The following is a 22,291-nucleotide window of genomic DNA, read 5'->3' as shown; positions in this document are numbered from 1 at the left end:
ATGGGACAACAGATTGTCCATCGTCTGCTGATTTCGTTCCCCGCATTGCTCGGGGTTCTCTTCCTCTGCTTTTGTCTGTTGCAAGTCGTGCCTGCCGATCCGGCGATGATCATCGCCGGCCCCGATGCCAAAGCCGAGACCATCGCCGCGATCCGCCTGGAGCTCGGCCTCGACAGATCCATTCCCATCCAGTTCTTCGAATACATCCTGCGTGTGCTGCGCGGGGATCTCGGCCGCTCCATCATCTCCAACCGGATGGTCAGCGAGGAACTGGCGATGACCATCGGGCCTACGGTCGAGCTGATGCTGGGCGCGATGCTGATCGCAGTGCCGAGCGGGCTCGCGCTCGGAACGCTGGCGGCCGTCAATCGCGGCCGTCTTGCCGACCGAGTCATCATGGCGTGCTCGGTGGCGGGCGTGTCGATGCCGGTGTTCTTCATCGGCCTGATCCTGATCCAGTTTGTCGGATTCAAATGGGCGCTGCTGCCGTTCACCGGCCGCACCGGACCGGTATGGGACGGCGGACTGCCGAGCCTGATCCTCCCCGCCCTGACGCTGGGCGCGGTGCTGATCGGCCCGATCGCGCGCCTGACGCGCACCGCCGTGCTCGAAGTGCTCGGCGCCGATTTCGTGCGCACGGCGCGCGCCAAGGGACTGCGCGAGCGGGTGGTGATCGTCCACCACGCGCTGCGCAACGCCATGATCCCCGTCGTCACGCTGATCGGACTGCAGGCGGCGTTCCTGCTTGGCGGCGCCGTCGTCACCGAAACCATGTTCTCGTGGCCAGGCGTTGGCCGGCTCGCCGTCGGCGCCATCGTCTCCAGCGATTTTCCGACCGCGCAGGGCGCGATCATGATCCTCGCCGTCGCCTTCCTGTCGATCAATCTGCTGGTCGACGTGCTCTACGTCTATCTCGATCCGAGGGTGCAGCGAAGATGAGCGCCGAGGCTCTCGATACAGGCTTTGCACAAGAGCGCGAAGCGAGCGCGTTTGCCCGTGCCGGGGTGCTGCGCCGGCTGGCGCGTGACCGCGTGGCTGCAATGGCCGGGCTGGCGCTCACGGTGATCGTGTTCGCAGCACTGTTTGCGCCCTGGATTGCGCCCTACGATCCCTACTTCACGGATCTTACCAAGGTGATGCGGCCCCCCGACGCGGAGTACTGGTTCGGTACCGACAACACCGGCCGCGACATCTTCAGCCGCGTCATCTACGGCACGCGTAACACGCTGATGCTCGGACTGGTCGGCGTGATCGTCGGCGGCTTCATCGGCGGCGTTCTCGGCATCCTCGCCGCCTACTATCGCCGTCTCGACGGCTGGATCATGCGGCTGGTCGATGTAATGCTGGCCTTTCCTGCGATCCTGATCGGGCTGGCGGTGGCCGCGATCTTCGGCGCCGGACTGACGGCGGTGGTGATCGCGCTCGTCGTCGCCACCGTGCCCGATGTCGCGCGGGTGGCGCGAGGTGCCGCGATAAGCGTGATGGGCCAGGAGTTCATGGAAGCCGGCCGCGCCGTCGGCGTGTGCGACCGCGAATTGATCTGGCGCTACCTGACGCTCAACTGCATTTCGACGATCTTCGTGTTTCTCACCTTGCGCTTCGGCCAGATCATCCTGATCGGCGCGGCGCTCGGCTTCCTCGGCATGGGCGCGCAGCCGCCGACCGCCGAACTCGGCATGATGGCGGCACAGGGCCGCGACTTCCTGTTCATGGCGCCGCACATCGCGACAATCCCGAGCTGTGCCATCTTCGTGATCGTGCTGGCCGCCAACCTTCTGGGCGACGCATTCCGCGACGTCCTCGATCCGAGGCTTCAGACATGATCAGGATCGCACTGGGAATGTGTCTGGCACTAAGCGTTGCGGGTCCGGCATCGACCCAGACGCTCCATCTGATGAAGGGCATCGACGCGCCGCATTACGATGCGCAACGCACGACCTGGGGACCGACCTCCGACATCGTCAACATGTTCCAGGACACGCTGGTGGCGCTCGACTGGGACGGCCGCACGCCGGTTCCCTATCTCGCCAAGTCGTGGACGATCAGCGAGGACGGCAGAACCTATACCTTCAAGCTGCGCGACGATGTGTCGTTCTGCAGCGGCAAGAAATTCACCGCCGACGACGTCGTCTACAGCTTCAAGCGGCTCAAGGATCCCGCGGTCAAGGCTCCCTATGCCTGGCGCGCCGGCAACATCAAGGAGCTTCGCGCAACCGATCCCACCACCGTCGAATACGAGCTCGAGGAGCCCTACTCCGAATTGCTCTTGCAACTCACCATGTTCACCAACGTCATCCACAACAAGGAAAGCGTCGAGGCGCTGGGCAAGGATTACGGCATCAAGGGCGCCGACGGCACCGGCCCCTGGTGTTTCGAGAACTGGCAGCCGCGCACCGAAATCGTGCTCAAGCGCCACGATGCCTACCGGTGGGGCCCGCCGATGTACAAGAACAAGGGCCCGGTGAAGTTCGAAAAGCTCGTCGTCAAGATCGTGCCGGAGGATTCCAGCCGCGTGGCGGCCATGATGGCCGGGCAGTTCGACATCACCCATCAATTTCCGGCGCAGTTCATCGCGCAGGCCAAGGCAGCGCCGATGCTGACCGTCACCGAAGCCAAGCCGAACTTCCAGTTGCTCTATTTCGGCTTCAAGACGACGCGGCCGATGGTATCAGACAAGCGCGTGCGTGAGGCGATGAGCATCGCCATCAACCGTGGCGAGATCGCCAAGGGCATCCTGCTCGGCAACGCCGATCCGGCATTCACCATCGTTGATCCCGACGCGCTCGACTTCGATGCCGGCACCAGGAGCATCGTCAAGGAAGACCTCGAACGCGCAAAGAACTTGCTCGACGAAGCCGGCTGGAAAATGGGCAGCGACGGCGTTCGCGAGAAGGACGGAGTCAAGCTGCAGCCCAAGGTCTACTACACCCAGGCTGGCAATACGCCGCGCGTCGCCGAGGCGATCCAGGGTTACCTGCGCCGAATCGGTGTGCAGTGGCAGCTTCAGCCGTGGGACTCGACCATTGCCTCCGCCAAGATGGCCGAGCAGGACTACGAAATCTGGTCGGTGACAGTGCCCTATCTGTCGGCCGGCGATCTCATGAACATCTATTTCGATTCCCGCAACATCCCGACGCCGAACCGGATGAACTGGAAAGACGCCGAAACCGACGACTGGCTGAAGCAGGGCCGCTCGGCGCTGACCGAAACCGACCGCGCCAAATACTACGCGCTGGTGCAGCAGAAGGTGATGCGGGAGCACCTCTGGATGCCCGTGCTCAACATCAACATGAATCAGGTGGCCAACAAGAAGATCACCGATGCCAGGCCGCACATGATCTACCAGAACACCTTCTATAAAGGGCTGGATGTGTCGCGCCAGAAATAACAAGGGAGAGAACACGATGCGCAGCATTTTGACGGGCGTTGTGGCGTTGCTCGGAGCGGCCGGAATGTGCTCGGCTGCCGAGGCGCAGACCTTGCGGGTGATGAAGTCGCTGGACGCGCCGCACTACGACGGCCAGCGCACGACCTGGTCGCCGACGTCGGATATCGTCAACATGTTCCAGGATACGCTGGTAGCGCTCGACTGGGACGGCAAGACGGCGATCCCCTATCTCGCCAAGTCGTGGACCATCAGCGAGGACGGCAAAACCTATACCTTCAAGCTGCGCGACGACGTGACGTTCTGCAGCGGCAAGAAGTTCACCGCCGCCGACGTCGTCTACAGCTTCAAGCGGCTGAAGGATCCCGACACCAAGGCGCCGTACCACTGGCGCGCCGGCGACATCAAGGAGCTGCGCGCGCCCGATCCTTATACCGTCGAATATGAGCTCAACGAGCCCTACTCCGAGCTGCTGCTGCAGCTCACCATGTACACCAACGCGATCCACAATCAGGCGAGCGTGGAGACGCTGGGCAAGGATTACGGCATCAAGGGAATCGACGGCACCGGGCCGTGGTGCTTCGAGAGCTGGCAGCCGCGCACGGAAATCGTGCTGAAGCGCCACGACGCCTACAAATGGGGTCCTTCCCTGTACAAGAACAAGGGGCCGGTGAAATTCGACAAGCTCAGCATCAAGATCGTGCCCGAGGACGCCAGCCGCGTCGCTGCCATCATGGGCGGACAGTTCGACCTTACCCACCAGGTCCCGTTGCAATTCATCGAGCAGGTCAAGGCCGCGCCCAACCTGACCGTCCAGGAGGCCCAGCCGAACTTCCAGCTGATGTATTACGGCTACAAGATCACGCGCCCGATGGTATCCGACAAGCGCGTGCGCGAGGCGATGAACATCGCCATCAACCGCGCCGACATCGTCAAGGGCGTCATGCTGGGCAACGCCGAACCGGCGTTCACCTTCGTCGATCCGAAGGCACTCGACTTCGCCGAAAAGACCAAGGGCATCATCAAGGAAGACGTCGAACGCGCCAAGAAGCTGTTGGACGAAGCTGGCTGGAACGTCGGCAGCGACGGCATCCGCGAGAAGGATGGCATGAAGCTCGCGCCCAAGGTTCTGTTCACGCAGGTCACCTACTTCCCGCGCGTGTCCGAGGCGATCCAGGGCTACATGCGCAAAATCGGCGTCGACTGGAAGATCGTCGGCTACGACTCCACGATCGCACCCGCCGAGATGGGCAAGCAGGACTACGAGCTGTGGACCGTGACGGTGCCCTATCTGTCGGCGGGCGAGTTGATGAACATCTATTTCAACTCGAAAAACATCCCCACCCCCAACCGCATGAACTGGAAAGATCCCGAGACCGACGAGTGGCTGCGCGCCGGCCGCGCCGCATTGACCGACACCGAGCGTGCGCTCAACTACGCCCGCGTGCAGGAGAAGGTGATGGGTGAGCATTTGTGGATGCCCGTAATGAACGTTGCCATGTACACGACGAGTTCGAAGAAGCTGAAAGATGTGCGACCGCACATGCTCTACCAGAACACCTTTTACAAGGGACTGGATTACGCGTTCTGATGGATAATCTTCTCGAGGTTCGTGGCCTGAAGACCCACTTCGCGACGGATCGCGGACTGTTCCGCGCCGTCGACGGCATCAGCTTCAGCGTTCCCCGGGGTCGCACCATCGGCCTTGTAGGCGAGTCCGGCTGCGGCAAGAGCGTGACCTCGCTCTCGGTGATGGGCCTGGTGCCGAGCCCGCCGGGCAAGGTCGAGGCCGAGGCGGTGCTGTTCGGCAATCGCGACGTGCTGCGGCTTTCGGCCGACGAACGCCGCAAGCTGCGCGGCGGCAAGATGTCGATGATCTTCCAGGAGCCGATGACATCGCTCAATCCGGTCCACACCGTCGGCCAGCAAATCGTCGAGGCGATCCTGGCCCACAGCGCAATGTCGCCGCGCGCGGCGCGGGCGCGTGCGATCGAGATGCTCGACCTGGTGCGGATTCCATCGCCGGCCCAGCGCATAGACGACTTTCCGCATAACATGTCGGGCGGCATGCGCCAGCGCGTGATGATCGCGATGGCGCTGAGCTGCGAGCCGGCGCTGTTGATCGCGGACGAGCCGACCACGGCGCTCGACGTCACCATCCAGGCCCAGATCCTCGACCTCCTGAGCGACCTGCAGCAGCGGCTCGGCATGGCGATCCTGATCATTACGCATGATCTCGGCGTCATCGCTGAGGTCGCCGATCAGGTGCTGGTGATGTATGCCGGCCGGATCGTCGAGAGCGCCGACGTCAACGACCTGTTCGCCGATCCCCAGCATCCCTATACGATCGGCTTGCTGGGCTCGATCCCACGCATCAATGTCGACCGCGAGCGCCTCGCCACCATCGAGGGCATGGTGCCCAGCCTCAATAACCAGCCGGCGGGCTGCCGCTTCGCGCCGCGCTGCCCGTTCGCGGACCAGCGCTGCCGGCTTGATCCGCCACCGTTGCGCGATATTGCGCCAGGCCATCAGGTGGCATGCTGGAAGGCGCCGGTCGAGGTGGCGTCATGAGCGATGCGCCGGTTCTTCAGGTCAACGGCCTGGTCAAGCATTTTGCGGTCACGCGCGGCCTGATCCGCCGCAAGGTGATTGGACTCGTGCGCGCCGTCGAGGGTGTGACTTTCGAGATCGCCCGCGGCGAGACGCTGGCGCTGGTCGGCGAATCCGGCTGCGGCAAGTCGACTACGGGACGCCTGATCCTGCGCCTGATGGACCCGACGTCAGGCTCGGTGCGCTTCAAGGGCAAGGAAATCGCCGATCTCGACAAGGATTCGCTGCGCCGGATGCGCCGGCACATGCAGATCATTTTTCAGGACCCGTACGCCTCGCTCAACCCGCGCATGACCGTGGGCGAAATCCTGGACGAGCCGCTGCGGGTCCACGAGATCGGCGACGCCCCGTCCCGCGCCGCGCGCGGGCGCGAGCTCCTTGAAATCGTCGGCCTGTCGCCCGAGCACGCCAGCCGCTATCCACACCAATTCTCGGGTGGGCAGCGCCAGCGCATCGGCATCGCCCGCGCGCTGGCCGTCAATCCCGACCTGATCGTCTGCGACGAGCCGGTGTCGGCGCTTGATGTCTCGATCCAGGCGCAGATCGTCAACCTGTTGCAGAATTTGCAACAGCGCTTCGGCCTTTCCTATCTGTTCATTGCCCATGATCTTGCCGTGGTGAAGCACATCAGCGACCGCGTCGCGGTGATGTATCTCGGCAAGCTTGTCGAAATCGCCGACAAGAAGACGCTCTACGATCGGCCGCTGCACCCGTACACCCAGGCGCTGCTGGCGGCGATCCCCAAGCCCGATCCGAGCTTGCGCACCACGCGCGTGATGCTGCAGGGCGACGTGCCGAGCCCCTTCAAGCCGCCGGCCGGATGCCGCTTCCACACCCGCTGCCCGCATGCGCAGCCACGCTGCTCGGCGGAGGAGCCGAAGCTGCGCGAGGCAGCGCCCGGCCATCGCGTAGCCTGTCATTTTTTCGAGACGTTACCCATCCCTACCATCATCGCGCGCTCCGGCCTCGCCAATGGCAAATTTGCCGAGCGGCTCGCAGCCTTCGAGGCCGCCAAGCAGGCGCGGACATTGGTCTGATCGATCAGCCGGCGTGTTCGATGGCGCGGATGGCGCCGCGCAGTTCAGCGAGCCCGCGCAGCCGGCCGATCGCGGTATAGCCGGGATTGGTGCGCTTGGTTTCCGCGAGATCGTCGAGCATGCGATGACCGTGATCCGGCCGGAACACGATTCTGTCGCGCGACGAACGCTTCCCGTTCTCGGCAAGCAGCGCCTTGAGCACCGCGATCATGTCGACGTCGCCGTCGAGATGATCGGACTCGAAGAACGACAGGCCGTCGCCTTCCCGCTTGGTCGCGCGCAGATGCGCAAAGCCGATCCGCGGCGCGAAGCGCTTCGCCATCGCGGGCAGATCGTTTTCCGCGCGCACGCCGAGCGAGCCGGTGCAGAAGCAGATACCGTTGGCCTTTGAGGGCACGGCATCGAACAGCGCCTGATAGTCTTCCGCCGAGGATGCAATGCGCGGCAGGCCGAACAGCGGCCGCGGCGGATCGTCCGGATGCAGCGTCAACGTCACGCCGAGGGATTCGGCGACCGGCGTCACGCGCGCGAGGAATTCGCTGAGGTGCTTGCGCAGCACCGCAGAATCGATGCCGCGATATTGCTGCAGGCGGTCGCGGAATTGCGGGATCGTCAGCGGATCAGTCGTGGAGCCCGGCAGCGCGCTGGCGATGTTGGTGACGAGGACATCGATATCGGCCTGCGTCATCCGCGAGTAGACCTCCTTGGCGCGGCGCTGCGCGGCCTCGGAATATTCGGCCGGCGCTTCCGGCCGCTGCAGGATATGCAAATCAAATGCCGCGAACCGTTCATGGTCGAAGCGCATCGCCTTGGCGCCGTTCGGCAGCTCCCATTCGAGATCAGTGCGGCACCAGTCCACAACAGGCATGAAATTATAGCAGATGATCTTGATGCCGGCTGAAGCCACCGCCTCGAGACTCGCGATCCAGGCCTCGATCGAGCGGGTCGCGCCGCCGCCGAGCCGCTTGACGTCATCGGGGATCGGAATCGATTCTACCACCGACCAGGTCAGCGGCGAGCGGCCGGGCTGGCCGTTCTCGATCAGGTTCTTGCGTTCCTCGACCGCCGACCGCGTCCACGCTTCGCCGATCGGCACCTGATGCAGCGCCGTCACCACGTCGGTTGCGCCGGCCTGGCGGATATCGTCGAGCGATACGGGGTCATTGGGCCCGTACCACCGCCATCCCTGCAGCATCATGGCGATCTCCTGAAACGAAAAATGCGATCAAGCCGTCAGCACGACCTTGACGCTTTGCGAGCGGTCGAGGGCCAGCCGCACGGCGTCGGGCGCGACCGAAAGCGGACGTTGGGCCGTCACCAGCGAAAGCACGTCGACGCTGCCGTCGGCGATCAGTTCGACCGCGGTGAAGAATTCGGATCCAAAGCGGAATGAGCCGCGCAGGTCGATCTCTTTGGCCATCACCGCATTCGCCGGCACCGGGATCTGGCCGCCGGGCAGATTGCCGACCTGAACCACGACGCCGCCGCGCCTGACGACGCCGATCGCGCTTGCCAAGCCCGCCGCGGTGCCCGAGACTTCAAAGGCCACGTCGAACGGACGCGCCGCGGCTTCCGCCTTCAGCGCCTCTTCGCCGCCGGAGATATCGACGACATGGTTGGCGCCGAGCCTTTTGGCAAACGCCAGCGGCGCTGCCGCGATATCGACGACCGTCGTCTCCGCGATCCCCGCGCGCTGCGCCGCCAGCATGGTCAAAAGACCGATGGGGCCAGCGCCGAACAGCACGGCGCGCTTGGCCGCGACATCGCCGGCGCGGGCGACCGCATGCAGGCACACTGCCAGCGGCTCGGCGAGCGCCGCCGCCTGATACGTCACATGGTCGGGAATCTTCACGCATTGCGCCGGGATGGCGTCGAAGTAAGACGCAAATCCGCCCTGCATATGCGGGGTCTTCGAGGCGGAACCCATGAAGAAGATGTTCTCGCAGAGATTGAGTCGGTTCTCGCGGCACGGCTTGCAATGGCCGCACCAGCGCGACGGATTGACGGCGACGCGGTCGCCGACGTTCACACCGGGCGCGCTGCCCGCGATCTCAACCACCTCGCCCGCGATCTCGTGGCCGAGCACGAGCGGCGAGGTCACGACAAAATCGCCGGTGCGGGCATGGCGATAGTAATGCATGTCGGAGCCGCAGATGCCGCCGGCGCCGAAACGAATCCGCACCATGCCTGACGCCAAGGGATCGAGCGGCCGCTCGACCATGCGCAGATCTTCCGGGCCGAACAGCGTTGCGGCCAAAGCCATCAATGTCATCTTGAGAGTCCCATATATTTCGGTAGCCAGAGCGTCAGTTCCGGGATGTAGGTGATGGCGACGAGCGCCAGCAGCAGCGGCACCAGCCACGGCAGGATCGCCATGGTCGTGCGCTCGACGGATAGTTTCGCCACGCGCGCGAGCACGAACAGGACCATGCCGAGCGGCGGGTGCAACAGGCCGATCATCAGGTTCAGCGTCATGATCAGGCCGAAATGAATGGGATCGATGCCCAGTTTCAGAACGATCGGCAGCAGGATCGGCACCAGAATGGTGATCGCCGCGATGGTGTCGATGAAGCAGCCGACGAACAGGATCAGGATGTTCGCCAGCAGCAGGAACACCCACTTGTTCTGAGTGATTCCGAGCATCGCATCCGTCAGCGTCTGCGCCGCCTGCGACACCGTCAGCAGCCACGCAAAGATCGAAGCCGCGGTCACGATGAACAGCACCGAGGCCGTGGTCTCGATGGTGTCGAAGGTTGCTTTGGCCACCGTCTGCAGCGTCATCGAGCGGTAGCGCACCAGCCCCAGAAACAGCGACCAGATCACGGCCGCGACGGCGGCCTCGGTCGGCGTGAACCAGCCGAGCGTCATGCCGCCGATCAGGATGACCGGCGCCATCAGCGCCATCACGGCGGAGAAATCAAAATACCAGTCGAGCGCCAGCAGCGTCACGAGGCCGATTCCAACGGCCATGTTCACCGACATCCCTGCGACGACCAGGAGCCAGACCACCAGCGGAAATGCGAGAACGATGAAGATCTCGAGAGCGGCCGAGCCGATTTGCGGCCAGGAGAACGGCGTGTCGCTCCCCCAACCGTTCTTGTGCGCGAAATAAGCCACCGTCGCCATCATGGCCAACGTCATGAAGACGCCCGGAATCACGCCGCCGAGAAACAGCGCGCCGATCGAGACGTTCGCCATCATGCCGTAGATCACGAACGGCAGCGACGGCGGGATGATCGGGCCGAGCGTCGCGGAGGCTGCCGTCACGCCGACGGCGAATTCGGTGGAGTAGCCGTGATCCTTCATCGCCTTGATCTCGATGGTGCCAAGGCCTGCGGCGTCCGCGATCGCGGTGCCGGACATGCCGGAAAAGATCACCGAGCCCACGATATTGACGTGGCCGAGGCCGCCGCGCATCCAGCCCACCAGGGCGACCGCGAACTTGTAGATGCGTCCCGTAACGCCGGCGATGTTCATGAGATTGCCGGCCAGGATGAAGAACGGCACGGCCAGCAGCGGAAAGCTCTCGACGCCGGCAATCATGCGCTGCGCCAGCGTCACGTCGGGCGTGATGCCGGTGACGAGAATGTAGACCAGCGACGATACCGCCATCGAAAGCGCGACCGGCAGGCCGACCAGCATCAGCAGCAGAAATCCCCCAAGCAGCAGCAGCATCGCCCTAGCCTTCCGTTCCGTCGAAGGCGCCCGGGCGCTCCAGGATCGAGTAGCCCCGCCGCCAGTTTTCGACCGCGATCTGGATCGAGCGCGCAAACATCAGCACGAAGCCGAGCAGCACGGCGTAATAAACAAAACCCTTTTGAAACTTGATCGTGGTCATCCGCTCGTCGCCGATGATCTGGATGAATTGCCAGACCAGCTTGATCGCATAGCCGAAGAACGCGATCCGGATCAGATCGATCACGGTCGATAGCGCGCGCGCTGGAATATGCGGCAGATAGCGGAAGATCAGGTCGACCTGGATGTGCCGCGACAGCCGCACGCACATCGCCGAACCGATGAACACCACGCCGATCAGACAGTAGGTCGCGATTTCCTCGGTCCAGGCATAGCTGTCGTTGAGGACATAGCGTGTGAAGAACTGCAGGAAGACCGACAGCGCCATGATCCAGAAGATCACCAGCGCCAACCAGTCCTCGGGCGCATATTGCCCGAGATCGGCGCCCTTGGGGACCTCGTCCTCGAAGGTATGGGCGATCTCGTCCGCCGTGATTTGCTTGTGAACTTCAACCATGGAAATGCGACCTCTCCGAGCCACCCTCAAGATCACCGCCGTGCTCGCCGCGACAAATCGCGGCAAGCACGGACGAAGGTTCTAGTCGTTTACTTCACCGCCTGGATGCGTTCCCAGTCGGCCTTGCGGTAGTCGAAGCTCTCGAAGCTGACGGTCTTGAGGACGGTGTCGCGGAACTCAGACTTGTTGACTTCGGTCACCGTCAGGCCCTTCTGCTTGAAGAAATCGACCAACTTGGCTTCGTTGGTCTTGATTTCGGCGGTCGCCTTCGCCGCCGCTTCCTGCGCGACGTCGGTGAAGATCTTGCGGTCTTCCTCAGACAACTTTTTCCAGAGCGCGCCGGAAACCACGGTGTTGAGATGATCGACGATGTGGCCGGTCAGCACGATGTGCTTCTGCACTTCGTAGAATTTCTTGGCCTCGATGGTCGTGAGCGGATTTTCCTGGGCTTCAACCGTGCCGTTCTGCAGAGCGAGATAGACCTCGGCAAACGCGATCGGCGCGGTGTTGGCGCCGCAGGCGCGCGGCATCGCGAGATAGGCCGGCACGTCAGGCACGCGAATCTTGAGGCCCTTCATGTCGGCGCAGGTCTTGATCGGCTTGTTCGACGAGGTGTGACGCACGCCGTAGTAAGTCACCGCCACGATGCGATGGCCGCTCTTGTCCTCGTAGCCCTTCGTAAGCTCCTTGAAGACGTCGCTCTTGGTATAGGCAAGGAGATGGTCGGCGTCGCGGAAGGTGTAGGGATAATAGGTCACGCCGATCGGCGGAAAGCTCTTGGCCGCGAAGCTCGAGCCGGAAATGATCATATCGACCGAGCCGAGCGCGAGCCCCTGGTTGATGTCGGTTTCCTTGCCAAGCTGCGAGGCCGGATAGACGTCGATCTGGTAACGGCCATTGGTGCGCTTGTTGATTTCACCGGCGGCCCAGACGGAAGCGGTGTGGAACGGCTCCGAGGTTTCGTAAACATGCGCCCATTTCAGCTTGGTCTGCGCCATGCCGGATGTGGTCGCGGCCAACAGCGCAGCAGCAGATGCCGCGAATGCAATCGTCAATTTCTTCAACACGTGAATTCCTCCGTTGCTACAATTTGCATTTGTTACTCAACCGGCGCAGCATTTCGCCGAACCGTTCGAATTCTTGGTCGTTTAGCCGCTCCTTGCGCGGACGCGGGAGGCGGACGATGCTTCCGTCCCGAAGTTTTGCGCAAAGCGGGCCTGCGAACGCGCCAGATGCTCGCGCATCGTCACGCGCGCCGCGTCCGGATCATGCGCGGCAATAGCATCGCGGATCGCCCGGTGCTCGGCCAGCGCCGCGTTCCAGGATTCCGGATTCTCGAAATAATGCGCGAGCTTGGCGAAATAGGGGTTGAGCCGCTGGTCGAACAACTCGCCGACCACGCGGACCAGCACGGCGTTGTCGAGACATCCGGCAACCGCAACATGAAACGCGCGGTCGTGGATCATCGAGGCTTCGCCGGGATGCTGCACCGTAGCCATCGCCTCCAGCGAAGCGTCGATGCGCGCGATGTCCTCAAGTGTCGCTACCCGCGCCGCCTGTTCGGCGATGGCTCCTTCGAGGAATTCGCGCGCGCGCAGCAGTTCGAACGGGCCTTCGATCTCGGCCGCCGCTGGCAAGGGCGGTGCGAGCGCCGCGGGTTCACTGACATAAATTCCGGAGCCGACGCGAATCCGGACCCGGCCCTCGACTTCCAGGGCAATCAGCGCTTCGCGTACCGTCGGCCGCGACACCTTCAACTGTTCGGCAAGATCGCGTTCGGTCGGAAGTCGGCTGCCCACGCGGTATTCGCCGCTGTCGATCAAGGCACGTAGCTGATCGGCAACCTGGCGATAAAGGCGTCGCGCTTCCACGGCTTCGAGCGGCACGCTCGGCTCTCCCTGACGATCCCCTGAGAGAATCGATTTTTCTTGCTTGGTCGGGCTAAGGCCAATAAATCCGGAGCATTGGCCTTACCAATTGACCAAAGATTGATAGAACGAGCCTTTCATGTCAAGCGAAACGGCAAAAATCCCGGTTTCCGGCCCGAAAGACGGCGATTTCCGCCTCTCGGCTGCCAATGTCCATCGGCTTCCCGGCCAGATCCGGCGCCCGGCCTATGACCGCTCGCGCGTCACCCCGGGCATCGTTCATCTCGGAATTGGCGCGTTCCACCGGGCACACCAGGCGGTGGTGATCGACGATCTCCTTGCTGGTGGCGCTACCGATTGGGGAATCGTCGGGGCCAGCTTGCGCAGTCCGGAAACGCGCGATGCCCTCGCGCCGCAGGATTGCCTCTACACGCTCGCCGTTCGCTCCGGCGCGGGCACCGACCACCGGATCATCGGTTCGGTTCTCGCATGCGAAGTCGCCAAAGAGAAACCAAGCCCGCTGATCGCGCGCCTCGCCCACCCGGCCACGCGCATCGTCTCGCTGACGGTCACCGAAAAGGGCTACTGTCACACGCCGCAAACCGGCGACCTGGACGAGCGTCATCCCGACATCGTTCATGACCTGCAGAATCTGGGCACGCCGCGCTCGGCCATCGGATTCCTGGTGGCTGCACTGGCGCGCCGGCGGATTGCAGGCGCAGCCCCCTTCACCGTTCTGTCGTGCGACAATCTCTCCGCCAATGGCCACACCGTCGGGCGGATCGTGAAGCAGTTCGCCGCCTTGCGATCGCGCAGTCTCGCCAAATGGATTGAAGCCGAGGTGGCCTTCCCTTCGACCATGGTGGACCGGATCGTGCCGGAGACCACCGACCTCGACCGGGCCGAGGTCTCCTCCGCGCTCGGCATGACCGACGCGTGGCCGGTGGTGACGGAGCCATTCACGCAATGGATCGTTGAAGACCGCTTTCCGGCAGGACGGCCGGATTTCGTGGCCGCAGGCGTGCAAATGGTCTCGGATGTGACGCCGTTCGAGCACATGAAACTGCGGCTGCTCAACGCCAGTCACTCGGCGCTGGCCTATCTCGGCTACCTCGCCGGCCATGAGACCATCGCTTCCACCATGACCGACCATCGCTTCGCAGCGCTTGCCCGACAGGTGATGCAAGACGCGGCGCCGACGCTGGCGATGCCTGAAGGCACCGATATTGCGGCCTACAGTGCATCGCTGCTGCAGCGCTTTTCCAATGCCGCTCTGCACCACCGTACCTGGCAGATCGCGATGGACGGCTCGCAGAAACTGCCGCAGCGGCTGCTCGCCACCATGCAGGACCGGTTGCGGCTGGGCCTTTCGATTGACACGCATGCGCTCGCGGTAGCGGGCTGGATGCGCTACGTCACTGCAAAGGACGAACAGGAACGCGCCATCGACGTGCGCGATCCGCTTGCCAAGGAACTGGCCGATATCGCCGAGCGCACCGGCCCATTCGCGGAGCGGCTTGCGCCCGCGCTGCTGGAGGTACACTCCATTTTCGGCAACCTTGGCAGCGATCCTCGCATGCGCAACGCCGTCACCGAGGCGCTCTCAAAACTCTATGCCCTGGGTGCACGACAGACGGTGCAGACGTTTCAGCCAGCATGATTGTTAGGTCAGAACCACCTGGTGGCAAGGCCGCAACCGCCGTTCATTTCGGAAATTCAGCAGGCTACGGAGACAACAAGGTCCTGGTGAGTTGGTGATAGGGATCGGCGAGCCCGTCGATGACATCGAAATGATGCCGGCCAGGTTCTTCGATCATGCGGGTTTTCGCGCCGAGCCCGGTCCAGATGTTGGCGAGGAGCGCGTTCTGGCGGACGAATTCCGGGCGCTCGGCGCTGCCCACCCAGCACGTCACGCGTGCATTCTGCATCGGCTCCAGCAATGCGGGGCTTTCCACGAGCGCCTCGGCCTCGTCGATCCGGAGATCCGTATTCATGGCGGCCTTCATCAGCGGACGAAGGTCATGAACGCCGGAAATGGAGACGGTGTGGCTGATGCGCGCCCGGACATCGTCCGGGAGCGGCGACGTCGCCGAAATCATGCGCGTCACCAGATGTCCGCCGGCGGAATGGCCGGCCAGAAAAAGCGGGCCTTCGACCATCGCGGCGGCGCGCTCGACAGCCGCGGCAATCTCGCGCGTGATCTCGGAGATGCGCACAGTCGGGCACAGCGTGTAGGAGGGCATCGCCACCGCATAGCCGCTTTCAATCGATCCGCGCGCGAGATGCGACCAAAAGCTCTTGTCGAGCGCCTTCCAGAATCCGCCATGGACGAAGACGACCAGGCCCTTTGGCCGGCCTTCCGGTGCAAAGAGATCGAAGCGGTTTCGTGCGCGCTCGCCATAGCTGATATCGAGCGTCGCGCGGCCGCTGCTCTGGAGTGCATCGCGATAGGCCTGCGCGGGCTGCACCCATGCGGCCGGCCAGCGTTCGCCGCCCGGAATGTTTGGAGCATTCGCATAGGCGTCGTTCCAGTCGGAAATCTGATGAAAAATCACGCGGTTCGGTTCCCATTCCATCTTGTGGGCCGGGCGGATGTCCGATCAATGCCCGCAGGCAACCAGTCTATACCGAGAAGCGCATCTCCCGCCCATAAATTTCAAGCTTGAAATAATCGATATCCGCGCGAATAATTCCACCGGGCGCGCACCGGGGAAAAGACATGACCGATTTCACGCGAACAAAATCCCGGTTCGCCATCCCGCATGGCGTGATCTATCTGGACGGCAATTCGCTCGGTCCCCTGCCCGTTGCAGCCGTCGATCGCGTCGGCCGCATGATATCGGAGGAATGGGGCAAGCACCTCATCAAGGGCTGGAACGTCGCAGGATGGATGACGCAGCCGCGGCGTGTCGGCGACCGAATCGGCCGGTTGATCGGCGCTGCCGACGGGACGGTGGTAGTGGGCGATACGCTGTCCATCAAAGTCTACCAGGCGCTGGCCTCCGCGCTCGAGCTCAATCCGTCGCGGCGCGTGATCTTGTCAGACACCGGAAACTTTCCTTCCGATCTCTACATCGCCAGCGGTCTGCTTGAATCGCTCGACCGTGGCTACGAGTTGAAGGTCGTGGCTCCCGAAGACGTCGAAGTCGCCATCGACGAGACGATCGCAGTGCTGATGCTGACCGAGGTCGACTATCGCACCGGCCGGCTGCACGACATGAGCGCGCTGACGCGCAGGGCGCATGCCGCCGGCGCGTTGACGGTCTGGGATCTGGCGCATTCCGCGGGCGCGATTCCGGTCGAGTTGGAAGGTGCTAGAGCCGATTTCGCAATCGGCTGCACCTACAAATATCTCAATGCCGGTCCTGGCGCGCCGGCCTTCATCTATGTAGCGCCGAAGCACGCCGATACGGCGCGGCCGGCGCTTTCCGGTTGGATGGGTCATCACGCTCCCTTTGCCTTTGACCTCGACTATCGGGCCGGTCCGGGCATTGAGCGAATGCGGATCGGTACGCCCCCGATCATTGCGATGGCCGCGCTCGACGCCGCCCTCGACGTCTGGGACGGCGTCAGCATGACCGACGTGCGCGATGCATCGATCGCGCTCGCCGACCTGTTCATCCGCGAAGTCGAAGGACGTTGTCCCGAACTGACGCTGGTTTCGCCGCGGGACGGAAAGCGGCGCGGCAGCCAGGTTTCGTTTCGTCATCCGGATGGCTACGCGATCATGCAGGCGCTGATCGCGCGCGACGTGATCGGCGATTTCCGCGCGCCGGACATGATGCGCTTCGGCTTTACGCCGCTCTACATCGGAGAAGCCGAGGTTCGCGCGGCAGTCGACGTCATCGCCGACGTCTTGACCAATCGCCGCTGGGATACCGCGGATTACCGCAAAAAGGCGCTCGTAACATGACTGGCAAGCCCGACGAATCTTCGCGTGAGGGAGCCCAGATGTCGTTCGAAGGGCGCATGTCCTACAGCGATTATCTGCATCTGGAACGCGTTCTGGACGCGCAAGAGCCGCTCTCGGACGCGCATGACGAACTGCTGTTCATCATCCAGCACCAGACTTCCGAGCTCTGGATGAAGCTGGCCATCCACGAAATCCGTTCCGCCATCAAGGCGATTCGTCACGACCAGTTGCATCCCGCCTTCAAGATGCTGTCGCGCGTCGCCCGGATCTTCGAGCAGCTCAATACCGCCTGGGACGTGTTGCGGACGATGACACCGAGCGAATACACCGAGTTTCGCGATCAGCTCGGGCAGTCCTCGGGTTTTCAGTCGTACCAGTACCGCGCGATCGAGTTCCTGGCCGGCAATCGCAATTTGGCGCTGCTTGGCCCGCACGCCCACCGCGCCGACATCATGGCAAAGCTCGAGGGAATTCTCGCTGAGCCGGGCCTTTATGACGAGGCGCTGCTGCTGCTGGCACGCAATGGTTTTGACATCGGCGAAGACGCGCGCCGAACCGACTGGCGCGTCAAGCGCACGCCAAACGACGAGGTTTTGGAGGCTTGGAAGACCGTCTATGCGTCACCGGCGAAACACTGGATGCTCTACGAGTTTGCGGAAAAGCTGGTCGATTTCGAAGACTATTTCCGCCGCTGGCGCTTCAACCACGTCACGACGGTCGAGCGCATCATCGGCCTGAAGCGCGGAACCGGCGGCACCTCGGGCGTCTCCTACTTGCGCAAGATGCTCGAGGTCGAACTTTTTCCGGAACTCTGGAAGCTGAGAACAGAGCTCTAAGACGACATCCGATAAGCGGGTTTCAGCGCGGTACCACTGCGGTCGCCTCGATCTCGACGAGCGCCGCCTTCTCGACCAGGCGCACCACTTGCACCAGCGCCATCGCCGGATAATGCGCGCCAAAAATCTCGCGATAGACGCGGCCGAGCTCTTTCAGGCTCGCGAGATATTCCTCGATGTCGACGACATACCAGGTCAGGCGCACGAGATGCTCGGGCCCGGCGCCGCCCTCGGCGAGGATATCGGCAATGTTGGAGAGCGTCTGACGCACTTGCGCAACGAAATCGGGTGCCAGGCGGCCCTGCGTGTCCCAGCCGATCACACCGCCGGTCACCACAAGCCGGCCATCGGCGGCCATGCCGTTGGCGTATCCTTTCGGCATCGGCCAGCCGCTCGGCTGCAACACTTGCGACGGCGAGGTATCGGTCTTGGGATTAGGCACCACGCTCAGCGTGGGGCCTTTGGGGGCGGTCACCGGCTTTCTCCATCAGGTTAGGCGTTATTCCGCGGCGACGCTTGGCGACGCCCGGCCGGCCGTGGCCATCTGCCTCAGCGCAAAGCGCCTCAGCTTGCCGGTTTCGGTCTTCGGCAGTTGCGCGACATATTCGATCGCACGCGGATATTTGTACGGTGCAATGGTCTGTTTGACGTGATCCTGCAACGCCTGCGTCAGCGCGGCGTCGCCCATGGCGCCACCCGCCAGAACAACATAGGCCTTGACGATCATGCCGCGCGCCTCGTCGGGCGCGCCGACCACGCCGCATTCGGCGACGGCAGGATGCGACAGCAACGCCGCTTCGACCTCGGGACCGGCGATGTTGTAGCCGGAGGAAACGATCATGTCGTCTGAGCGGGCAACAAAGGACAACCGTCCATTCGCGTCGCGAACAAAGGAATCGCCGGTCAGATTCCAGCCGTCGCGCACATAGTTCGATTGCCTGCTGTCGGCGAGATAACGGCACCCGGTTGGCCCGCGCACCGCAAGCTTGCCGACGGTATCGGGCGGCAATTCGTTCATGTCGTCGTCGACGATTTTTGCCTCGTAGCCCGCGACCGGATGTCCCGTCGTTCCCGCGATCGCATCGCCGACGCGGTTGGTGATGAAAATGTGCAGCAGCTCCGTCGAACCGATGCCGTCGAGGATGGTCTTGCCGGTCTTGCGGGTCCAGTTTTCGAATACCAGCGCCGGCAAGGTTTCACCGGCGGAGACCGCGATCCGCAGCGACGAGAGATCGGCGCCGTTGTCCATCGCGGCTATCATCGCGCGATACGCGGTTGGCGAGGTAAAGCAGATCGTCGCCTTGTAGGTCTCGATGATCTTGACCATCTCGGGCGGCGCCGCGTTTTCCAACAGCGTTGCCGTCGCGCCGAACCGCAACGGGAAAATCGCAAGACCGCCGAGCCCGAACGTAAAGGCCAGCGGCGGCGAGCCGACGAACACATCATCCTCAGTGACGTTGAGGACTTCCCTGGCGTAACCGTCCGCAACGATCATGAGGTCGCGATGGAAATGCATCGTCGCCTTGGGTTCGCCCGTGGTCCCCGAGGTGAATCCCAGCAGAGCAACATCGTCGCGTCCCGTTTTCACGGCGTCGAACTTCACCGGCTTGTTCAGCGCCACCCGGTCGAGCTCGGCATCATGGTTGGACGTGCCGTCGAAATTCACCACCTGCTTGAGAAAACGGCTGGTCTTCGCGCACGCGACCAGTTCATCGGCAATGCGGCTGTCGGTCAGCGCCAGCGCGATCTCGGCCTTGTCGACGATCTTGCCCAGTTCGCCGGCGCGCAGCATCGGCATGGTGTTGACGACGACGGCGCCGGCCTTGGTGGCCGCAAGCCAGGCCGCGACCAGCGCCGGGTTGTTGCCGGATCGGATCAGGACGCGATTGCCGGGCTTGACGCCGTAGTTCTCCACCAGCGCATGCGCGAGGCGGTTGGACCAGTCAGCCAGTTCCTTGTAAGTGCGCTGGCGGCCGTTGCCGATCAGCGCAATCCGGTCGCCCCAGCCTTTTTCGACGATGCGGTCGGTCAGCTCGACCGCGGCATTCAGGTATTCCGGATATTGAAACTCGGGCCGGTCGAGCAGCAGATCCGGCCATTGTTCGAACGGCGGCAGATTGCGCCGCGCAAAGTCATCGATATGGCCCGACGGGCCAAGGGTTGGGCTGGGAGTTTGACCTGACATTTCTATCTCCCCTCGCTTTCAATGAAAGGCTCGAGATCAATATCGAGGGACGCCCGGCAACGCCGTCTCGCAAATAATTTTAGGCTTAAAACAATTTTTCGCAAGGGTAGAATCGCGGGCGGAATCACGCCTCTCCGTCGCCGAGATCAACCTGACAGCGCCATGGGAACCCGTCCTTCGTCAGGCTGCGCGGTAGGCCGGCGCCGAGGCCAGGAAGCGGCCATAGGCCGCGGCATCGGGCGGGGTAAATTTCTCCACCAGCGGATTAGCCCGGCGTCCGGCCACGCCGATATCGGCCAGCAATTCGTCGAAATGCTTGAAGTGATAGGGCGCGACGCACAGCCCGCCATAGACGCCGGCCGCCGGCCGCTCGACGCGCCTGAAATGCAGCATCATCTCGATGTTGTCTTGCATCTCCTTAGGCGTCGGCTGACGGGCAAGCTGGCCATCGGCGTAGCGCACCAGCCAGTTCGCGGCGAGGTCTGCACACAACACCGTGCAGAAGCTGGAATTGAAACCGACGAATCCCATCTCGGGCAGGTCCGGATTGGCGATCAGCCGATAGAGCCGGTATTGCCCGTCGGGATCGACCAGTCTGTCGCGGTACGCCGGCGGCAGGAACGGCACGCCCAGTTTGTAGCCGATCGCAAGCACGGCCACATCGGCCTGGACGCGCTGCCCGCCGGTCATCACGATGGAATTGCCGTCGTAGCGCTCGAAGCTGCCTCTGATAGCCTTGATGTGGCCGTCGGCGACCATCGGAAAGAATCCCGGCGTGGCGATCGGCAGCGAACAATTGGCGCCGTCCTCGATCCGCCCTTCCGGCACCATGTCGCACTTGCCGAGCTTGAACTGCAGCTTCAGCAGACTCTCCAGTCCGCGCCAATTGGCCCAAACGAGCGGCTTTGCGACCGCATGCGCGAACCGCGACATCGCGCCGATGCCCCAGCTCCGGAACATCTCCTCCTGCGCGCGGACGTAGAGAATGCGTTTGAAATTGACCAGGCCGCCGATGAAATAGGGAATCCGCCACACCGGCTCGCGGTACACCAGCGTCACTTCGACAGCGCCGGAATTGACCGCATTGACCGCAATGTCGGTCGCCGACTTCGAACCGCCGAGTACGACGATCCTGCGTCCTTTGGCGATCATCGGATCGTTGTATTGCGAGGAGTGCGGGATGCGCCCTCCCTGTGCCTTGAAAGTGTCTTCGCCGGGCAGGCTGAGCGTCTGGGGCTCGTTGAACTGCCCCGTACAAACCGCGACAAAATCGAAATCTTCGTGACTGATACCACCATCCGGCCCCCGCAGCTCGAGCCGCCAGCCGGGAGCGGAATCGGGCCGGCGATCCATCTGCACCACGGCCGTGTTGAAGCGGATGGCACTGAGGAGATCGTTGTCCTTTGCGTATTCAGTTAGATAGGCGTGGACCTGCGGACCCTTCGGCCATTCCGGATAGGAATCCGGCATCGCCTTGTCGGTGTAACGATAGAGATCCTTCGGGCTTTGGGTTTGCACCTCGGGATAGGACCGCGCCGGCTCCCAGACGCCACCGAGATCGCCGCTGCGCTCGACAATCGTGATCCGATGTCCGCGCGCAGCAAAGGCTTTTGCGGCCGCAAGTCCGGATACGCCCGCGCCGATGACGCAGACTTTCTTTCGCCTGACCATGATGATGCCTCCAGCAAGGATGGGCTCAGGGAGCTATTCGTTGGCCTCTGGCGGCAAGAAGTTCACTTCATGCTGCGCGGAGATCCGAACTACCTCATCAGGATCCGTCAGATTGTGGAGCTGGTTGAACAGCGCTTCGAGCTTCTGCATCGGCGACACCCAGAACAGCGCGCGCGCCGGCTTGTCGGATTTATTGAAATAGCCGTGCGGGATGCCGCGCGGCATCCGAACGAGATCGCCGGCCTTGGCCTGCACCCAGGCGCCGTCGAGCTTGAGGTCGAGGGTGCCCTCCTGCACCAGGATGAATTCATCCTGCGTCGGGTGCACGTGCACCGGCACGAACTGGCCAGGTTCGCTGTTGGTCTCGAAGGCAAAGGTTGAATCGGTTACGGCCTTGGGGAAGTAGACCTGACCCAGGATGTTCCAGGTCTTGCCGCCGTAGCCCGTGCCGTTGGCGGTGATGCCTTTTTCGAGCGCTGCCATGTCGCCATCTCCTGTGTCGCGGTTGGTGGTCCTTGGTGTCGAACTCGTTCG

General features: G+C 63.1%; 20 protein-coding genes. 9 read left to right on the top strand and 11 right to left on the bottom strand.

The genetic code is table 11. The features are described 5' to 3' along the window. From V1279_RS07250 to V1279_RS07225, 6 genes are read left to right on the top strand one after another with little or no spacing between them, the layout of a single operon-like run. Complete coding sequence (locus V1279_RS07250; protein WP_334433856.1) at window positions 1-939, top strand: ABC transporter permease; 939 nt, start codon at window positions 1-3, stop codon at window positions 937-939. Next, window positions 936-1,823, top strand: coding sequence for an ABC transporter permease (locus tag V1279_RS07245; RefSeq protein ID WP_334433854.1), 888 nt, complete (start codon window positions 936-938; stop codon window positions 1,821-1,823). The genes V1279_RS07250 and V1279_RS07245 overlap by 4 nt, the downstream gene beginning before the upstream one ends. Further along, window positions 1,820-3,388: an ABC transporter substrate-binding protein gene (locus V1279_RS07240; protein WP_334433852.1), complete on the top strand. Its 1,569-nt coding sequence runs from the start codon at window positions 1,820-1,822 to the stop codon at window positions 3,386-3,388. Before V1279_RS07245 ends, V1279_RS07240 begins: the two co-directional genes overlap by 4 nt. A gap of 16 nt (window positions 3,389-3,404) precedes the next feature. Continuing rightward, window positions 3,405-4,976 (top strand): ABC transporter substrate-binding protein, encoded by a 1,572-nt coding sequence (locus V1279_RS07235; protein WP_334433850.1) that lies wholly within the window; start codon window positions 3,405-3,407, stop codon window positions 4,974-4,976. Then, the gene (locus V1279_RS07230) at window positions 4,976-5,956 is read left to right on the top strand and encodes an ABC transporter ATP-binding protein (protein ID WP_334433848.1); all 981 of its coding nucleotides are present in this window, start codon (window positions 4,976-4,978) and stop codon (window positions 5,954-5,956) included. Before V1279_RS07235 ends, V1279_RS07230 begins: the two co-directional genes overlap by 1 nt. Next, window positions 5,953-7,032, top strand: a complete 1,080-nt coding sequence (locus V1279_RS07225) for an ABC transporter ATP-binding protein (RefSeq protein ID WP_334433846.1) — start codon at window positions 5,953-5,955, stop codon at window positions 7,030-7,032. Before V1279_RS07230 ends, V1279_RS07225 begins: the two co-directional genes overlap by 4 nt. Before the next feature lie 4 nt (window positions 7,033-7,036). Here the strand turns inward: V1279_RS07225 and uxuA are convergent, their stop codons facing one another. The 6 genes from uxuA to V1279_RS07195 form a co-directional block, all read right to left on the bottom strand. Continuing rightward, window positions 7,037-8,227 carry a mannonate dehydratase gene (uxuA, locus tag V1279_RS07220; protein WP_334446251.1) on the bottom strand — a complete coding sequence of 397 codons (1,191 nt, stop codon included), beginning with the start codon at window positions 8,225-8,227 and terminating at the stop codon, window positions 7,037-7,039. Window positions 8,228-8,257: 30 nt separating this feature from the next. Then, complete coding sequence (locus V1279_RS07215) at window positions 8,258-9,304, bottom strand: L-idonate 5-dehydrogenase (protein WP_334433844.1); 1,047 nt, start codon at window positions 9,302-9,304, stop codon at window positions 8,258-8,260. Then, window positions 9,301-10,707, bottom strand: a complete 1,407-nt coding sequence (locus tag V1279_RS07210) for a TRAP transporter large permease (protein WP_334433842.1) — start codon at window positions 10,705-10,707, stop codon at window positions 9,301-9,303. Before V1279_RS07210 ends, V1279_RS07215 begins: the two co-directional genes overlap by 4 nt. Before the next feature lie 4 nt (window positions 10,708-10,711). Continuing rightward, window positions 10,712-11,290 (bottom strand): TRAP transporter small permease, encoded by a 579-nt coding sequence (locus V1279_RS07205; protein WP_334446249.1) that lies wholly within the window; start codon window positions 11,288-11,290, stop codon window positions 10,712-10,714. 83 nt (window positions 11,291-11,373) lie between these two features. Beyond that, window positions 11,374-12,282 (bottom strand): sialic acid TRAP transporter substrate-binding protein SiaP, encoded by a 909-nt coding sequence (locus tag V1279_RS07200; RefSeq protein WP_442894877.1) that lies wholly within the window; start codon window positions 12,280-12,282, stop codon window positions 11,374-11,376. Window positions 12,283-12,432: 150 nt separating this feature from the next. Continuing rightward, window positions 12,433-13,170 (bottom strand): FadR/GntR family transcriptional regulator, encoded by a 738-nt coding sequence (locus V1279_RS07195; RefSeq protein ID WP_334433838.1) that lies wholly within the window; start codon window positions 13,168-13,170, stop codon window positions 12,433-12,435. Window positions 13,171-13,291: 121 nt separating this feature from the next. Here V1279_RS07195 and V1279_RS07190 point away from each other — a divergent pair, with 121 nt between their 5' ends. Then, window positions 13,292-14,812: a mannitol dehydrogenase family protein gene (locus tag V1279_RS07190; protein WP_334433836.1), complete on the top strand. Its 1,521-nt coding sequence runs from the start codon at window positions 13,292-13,294 to the stop codon at window positions 14,810-14,812. 64 nt (window positions 14,813-14,876) lie between these two features. Here V1279_RS07190 and V1279_RS07185 read toward each other — a convergent pair whose 3' ends face one another. Beyond that, the gene (locus V1279_RS07185; RefSeq protein WP_334433834.1) at window positions 14,877-15,707 is read right to left on the bottom strand and encodes an alpha/beta hydrolase; all 831 of its coding nucleotides are present in this window, start codon (window positions 15,705-15,707) and stop codon (window positions 14,877-14,879) included. Window positions 15,708-15,871: 164 nt separating this feature from the next. On the opposite strand from V1279_RS07185, the gene kynU reads away from it, so the two are divergent. Both kynU and kynA read left to right on the top strand, forming a co-directional pair. Continuing rightward, complete coding sequence (gene kynU / locus V1279_RS07180; protein WP_334433832.1) at window positions 15,872-17,065, top strand: kynureninase; 1,194 nt, start codon at window positions 15,872-15,874, stop codon at window positions 17,063-17,065. After that, complete coding sequence (gene kynA / locus V1279_RS07175) at window positions 17,062-17,901, top strand: tryptophan 2,3-dioxygenase (protein ID WP_334433830.1); 840 nt, start codon at window positions 17,062-17,064, stop codon at window positions 17,899-17,901. Before kynU ends, kynA begins: the two co-directional genes overlap by 4 nt. Before the next feature lie 22 nt (window positions 17,902-17,923). Here the strand turns inward: kynA and V1279_RS07170 are convergent, their stop codons facing one another. From V1279_RS07170 to V1279_RS07155, 4 genes are all read right to left on the bottom strand, one after another. Next, a complete protein-coding gene (locus tag V1279_RS07170; RefSeq protein WP_334433828.1) occupies window positions 17,924-18,376 on the bottom strand; it encodes a RidA family protein in 453 nt (150 codons plus the stop codon). A gap of 24 nt (window positions 18,377-18,400) precedes the next feature. Then, entirely contained in the window at window positions 18,401-20,086 is a 1,686-nt protein-coding gene (locus V1279_RS07165) for a benzoate-CoA ligase family protein (protein ID WP_334433826.1), read from the bottom strand. A 180-nt stretch (window positions 20,087-20,266) separates the two neighbouring features. Then, on the bottom strand, window positions 20,267-21,757 hold the full coding sequence (locus tag V1279_RS07160) for a flavin-containing monooxygenase (RefSeq protein ID WP_334433824.1): 1,491 nt from the start codon (window positions 21,755-21,757) through the stop codon (window positions 20,267-20,269). Window positions 21,758-21,790: 33 nt separating this feature from the next. Then, the gene (locus V1279_RS07155) at window positions 21,791-22,240 is read right to left on the bottom strand and encodes a cupin domain-containing protein (RefSeq protein WP_334433822.1); all 450 of its coding nucleotides are present in this window, start codon (window positions 22,238-22,240) and stop codon (window positions 21,791-21,793) included. Window positions 22,241-22,291 lie beyond the last annotated feature (51 nt).

Origin of the sequence: Bradyrhizobium sp. AZCC 1610, assembly GCF_036924515.1 — a bacterium.
Taxonomy (GTDB): Bacteria; Pseudomonadota; Alphaproteobacteria; order Rhizobiales; family Xanthobacteraceae; genus Bradyrhizobium.
The sequence above is the reverse complement of the archived record's forward strand: the minus strand, read 5'-3'. Positions and strand labels throughout refer to the sequence as shown.

Coding starts and splice junctions, on each gene's coding strand:
- V1279_RS07250 (WP_334433856.1), top strand. CDS start 1: ATGGGACAACAGATTGTCCATCGTCTGCTGATTTCGTTCCCCGCATTG.
- V1279_RS07165 (WP_334433826.1), bottom strand. CDS start 20,086: ATGTCAGGTCAAACTCCCAGCCCAACCCTTGGCCCGTCGGGCCATATC.
- V1279_RS07200 (WP_442894877.1), bottom strand. CDS start 12,282: ATGGCGCAGACCAAGCTGAAATGGGCGCATGTTTACGAAACCTCGGAG.
- V1279_RS07210 (WP_334433842.1), bottom strand. CDS start 10,707: ATGCTGCTGCTGCTTGGGGGATTTCTGCTGCTGATGCTGGTCGGCCTG.
- V1279_RS07160 (WP_334433824.1), bottom strand. CDS start 21,757: ATGGTCAGGCGAAAGAAAGTCTGCGTCATCGGCGCGGGCGTATCCGGA.
- V1279_RS07155 (WP_334433822.1), bottom strand. CDS start 22,240: ATGGCAGCGCTCGAAAAAGGCATCACCGCCAACGGCACGGGCTACGGC.
- kynU (WP_334433832.1), top strand. CDS start 15,872: ATGACCGATTTCACGCGAACAAAATCCCGGTTCGCCATCCCGCATGGC.
- kynA (WP_334433830.1), top strand. CDS start 17,062: ATGACTGGCAAGCCCGACGAATCTTCGCGTGAGGGAGCCCAGATGTCG.
- V1279_RS07225 (WP_334433846.1), top strand. CDS start 5,953: ATGAGCGATGCGCCGGTTCTTCAGGTCAACGGCCTGGTCAAGCATTTT.
- uxuA (WP_334446251.1), bottom strand. CDS start 8,227: ATGCTGCAGGGATGGCGGTGGTACGGGCCCAATGACCCCGTATCGCTC.
- V1279_RS07245 (WP_334433854.1), top strand. CDS start 936: ATGAGCGCCGAGGCTCTCGATACAGGCTTTGCACAAGAGCGCGAAGCG.
- V1279_RS07230 (WP_334433848.1), top strand. CDS start 4,976: ATGGATAATCTTCTCGAGGTTCGTGGCCTGAAGACCCACTTCGCGACG.
- V1279_RS07235 (WP_334433850.1), top strand. CDS start 3,405: ATGCGCAGCATTTTGACGGGCGTTGTGGCGTTGCTCGGAGCGGCCGGA.
- V1279_RS07190 (WP_334433836.1), top strand. CDS start 13,292: ATGTCAAGCGAAACGGCAAAAATCCCGGTTTCCGGCCCGAAAGACGGC.
- V1279_RS07215 (WP_334433844.1), bottom strand. CDS start 9,304: ATGACATTGATGGCTTTGGCCGCAACGCTGTTCGGCCCGGAAGATCTG.
- V1279_RS07240 (WP_334433852.1), top strand. CDS start 1,820: ATGATCAGGATCGCACTGGGAATGTGTCTGGCACTAAGCGTTGCGGGT.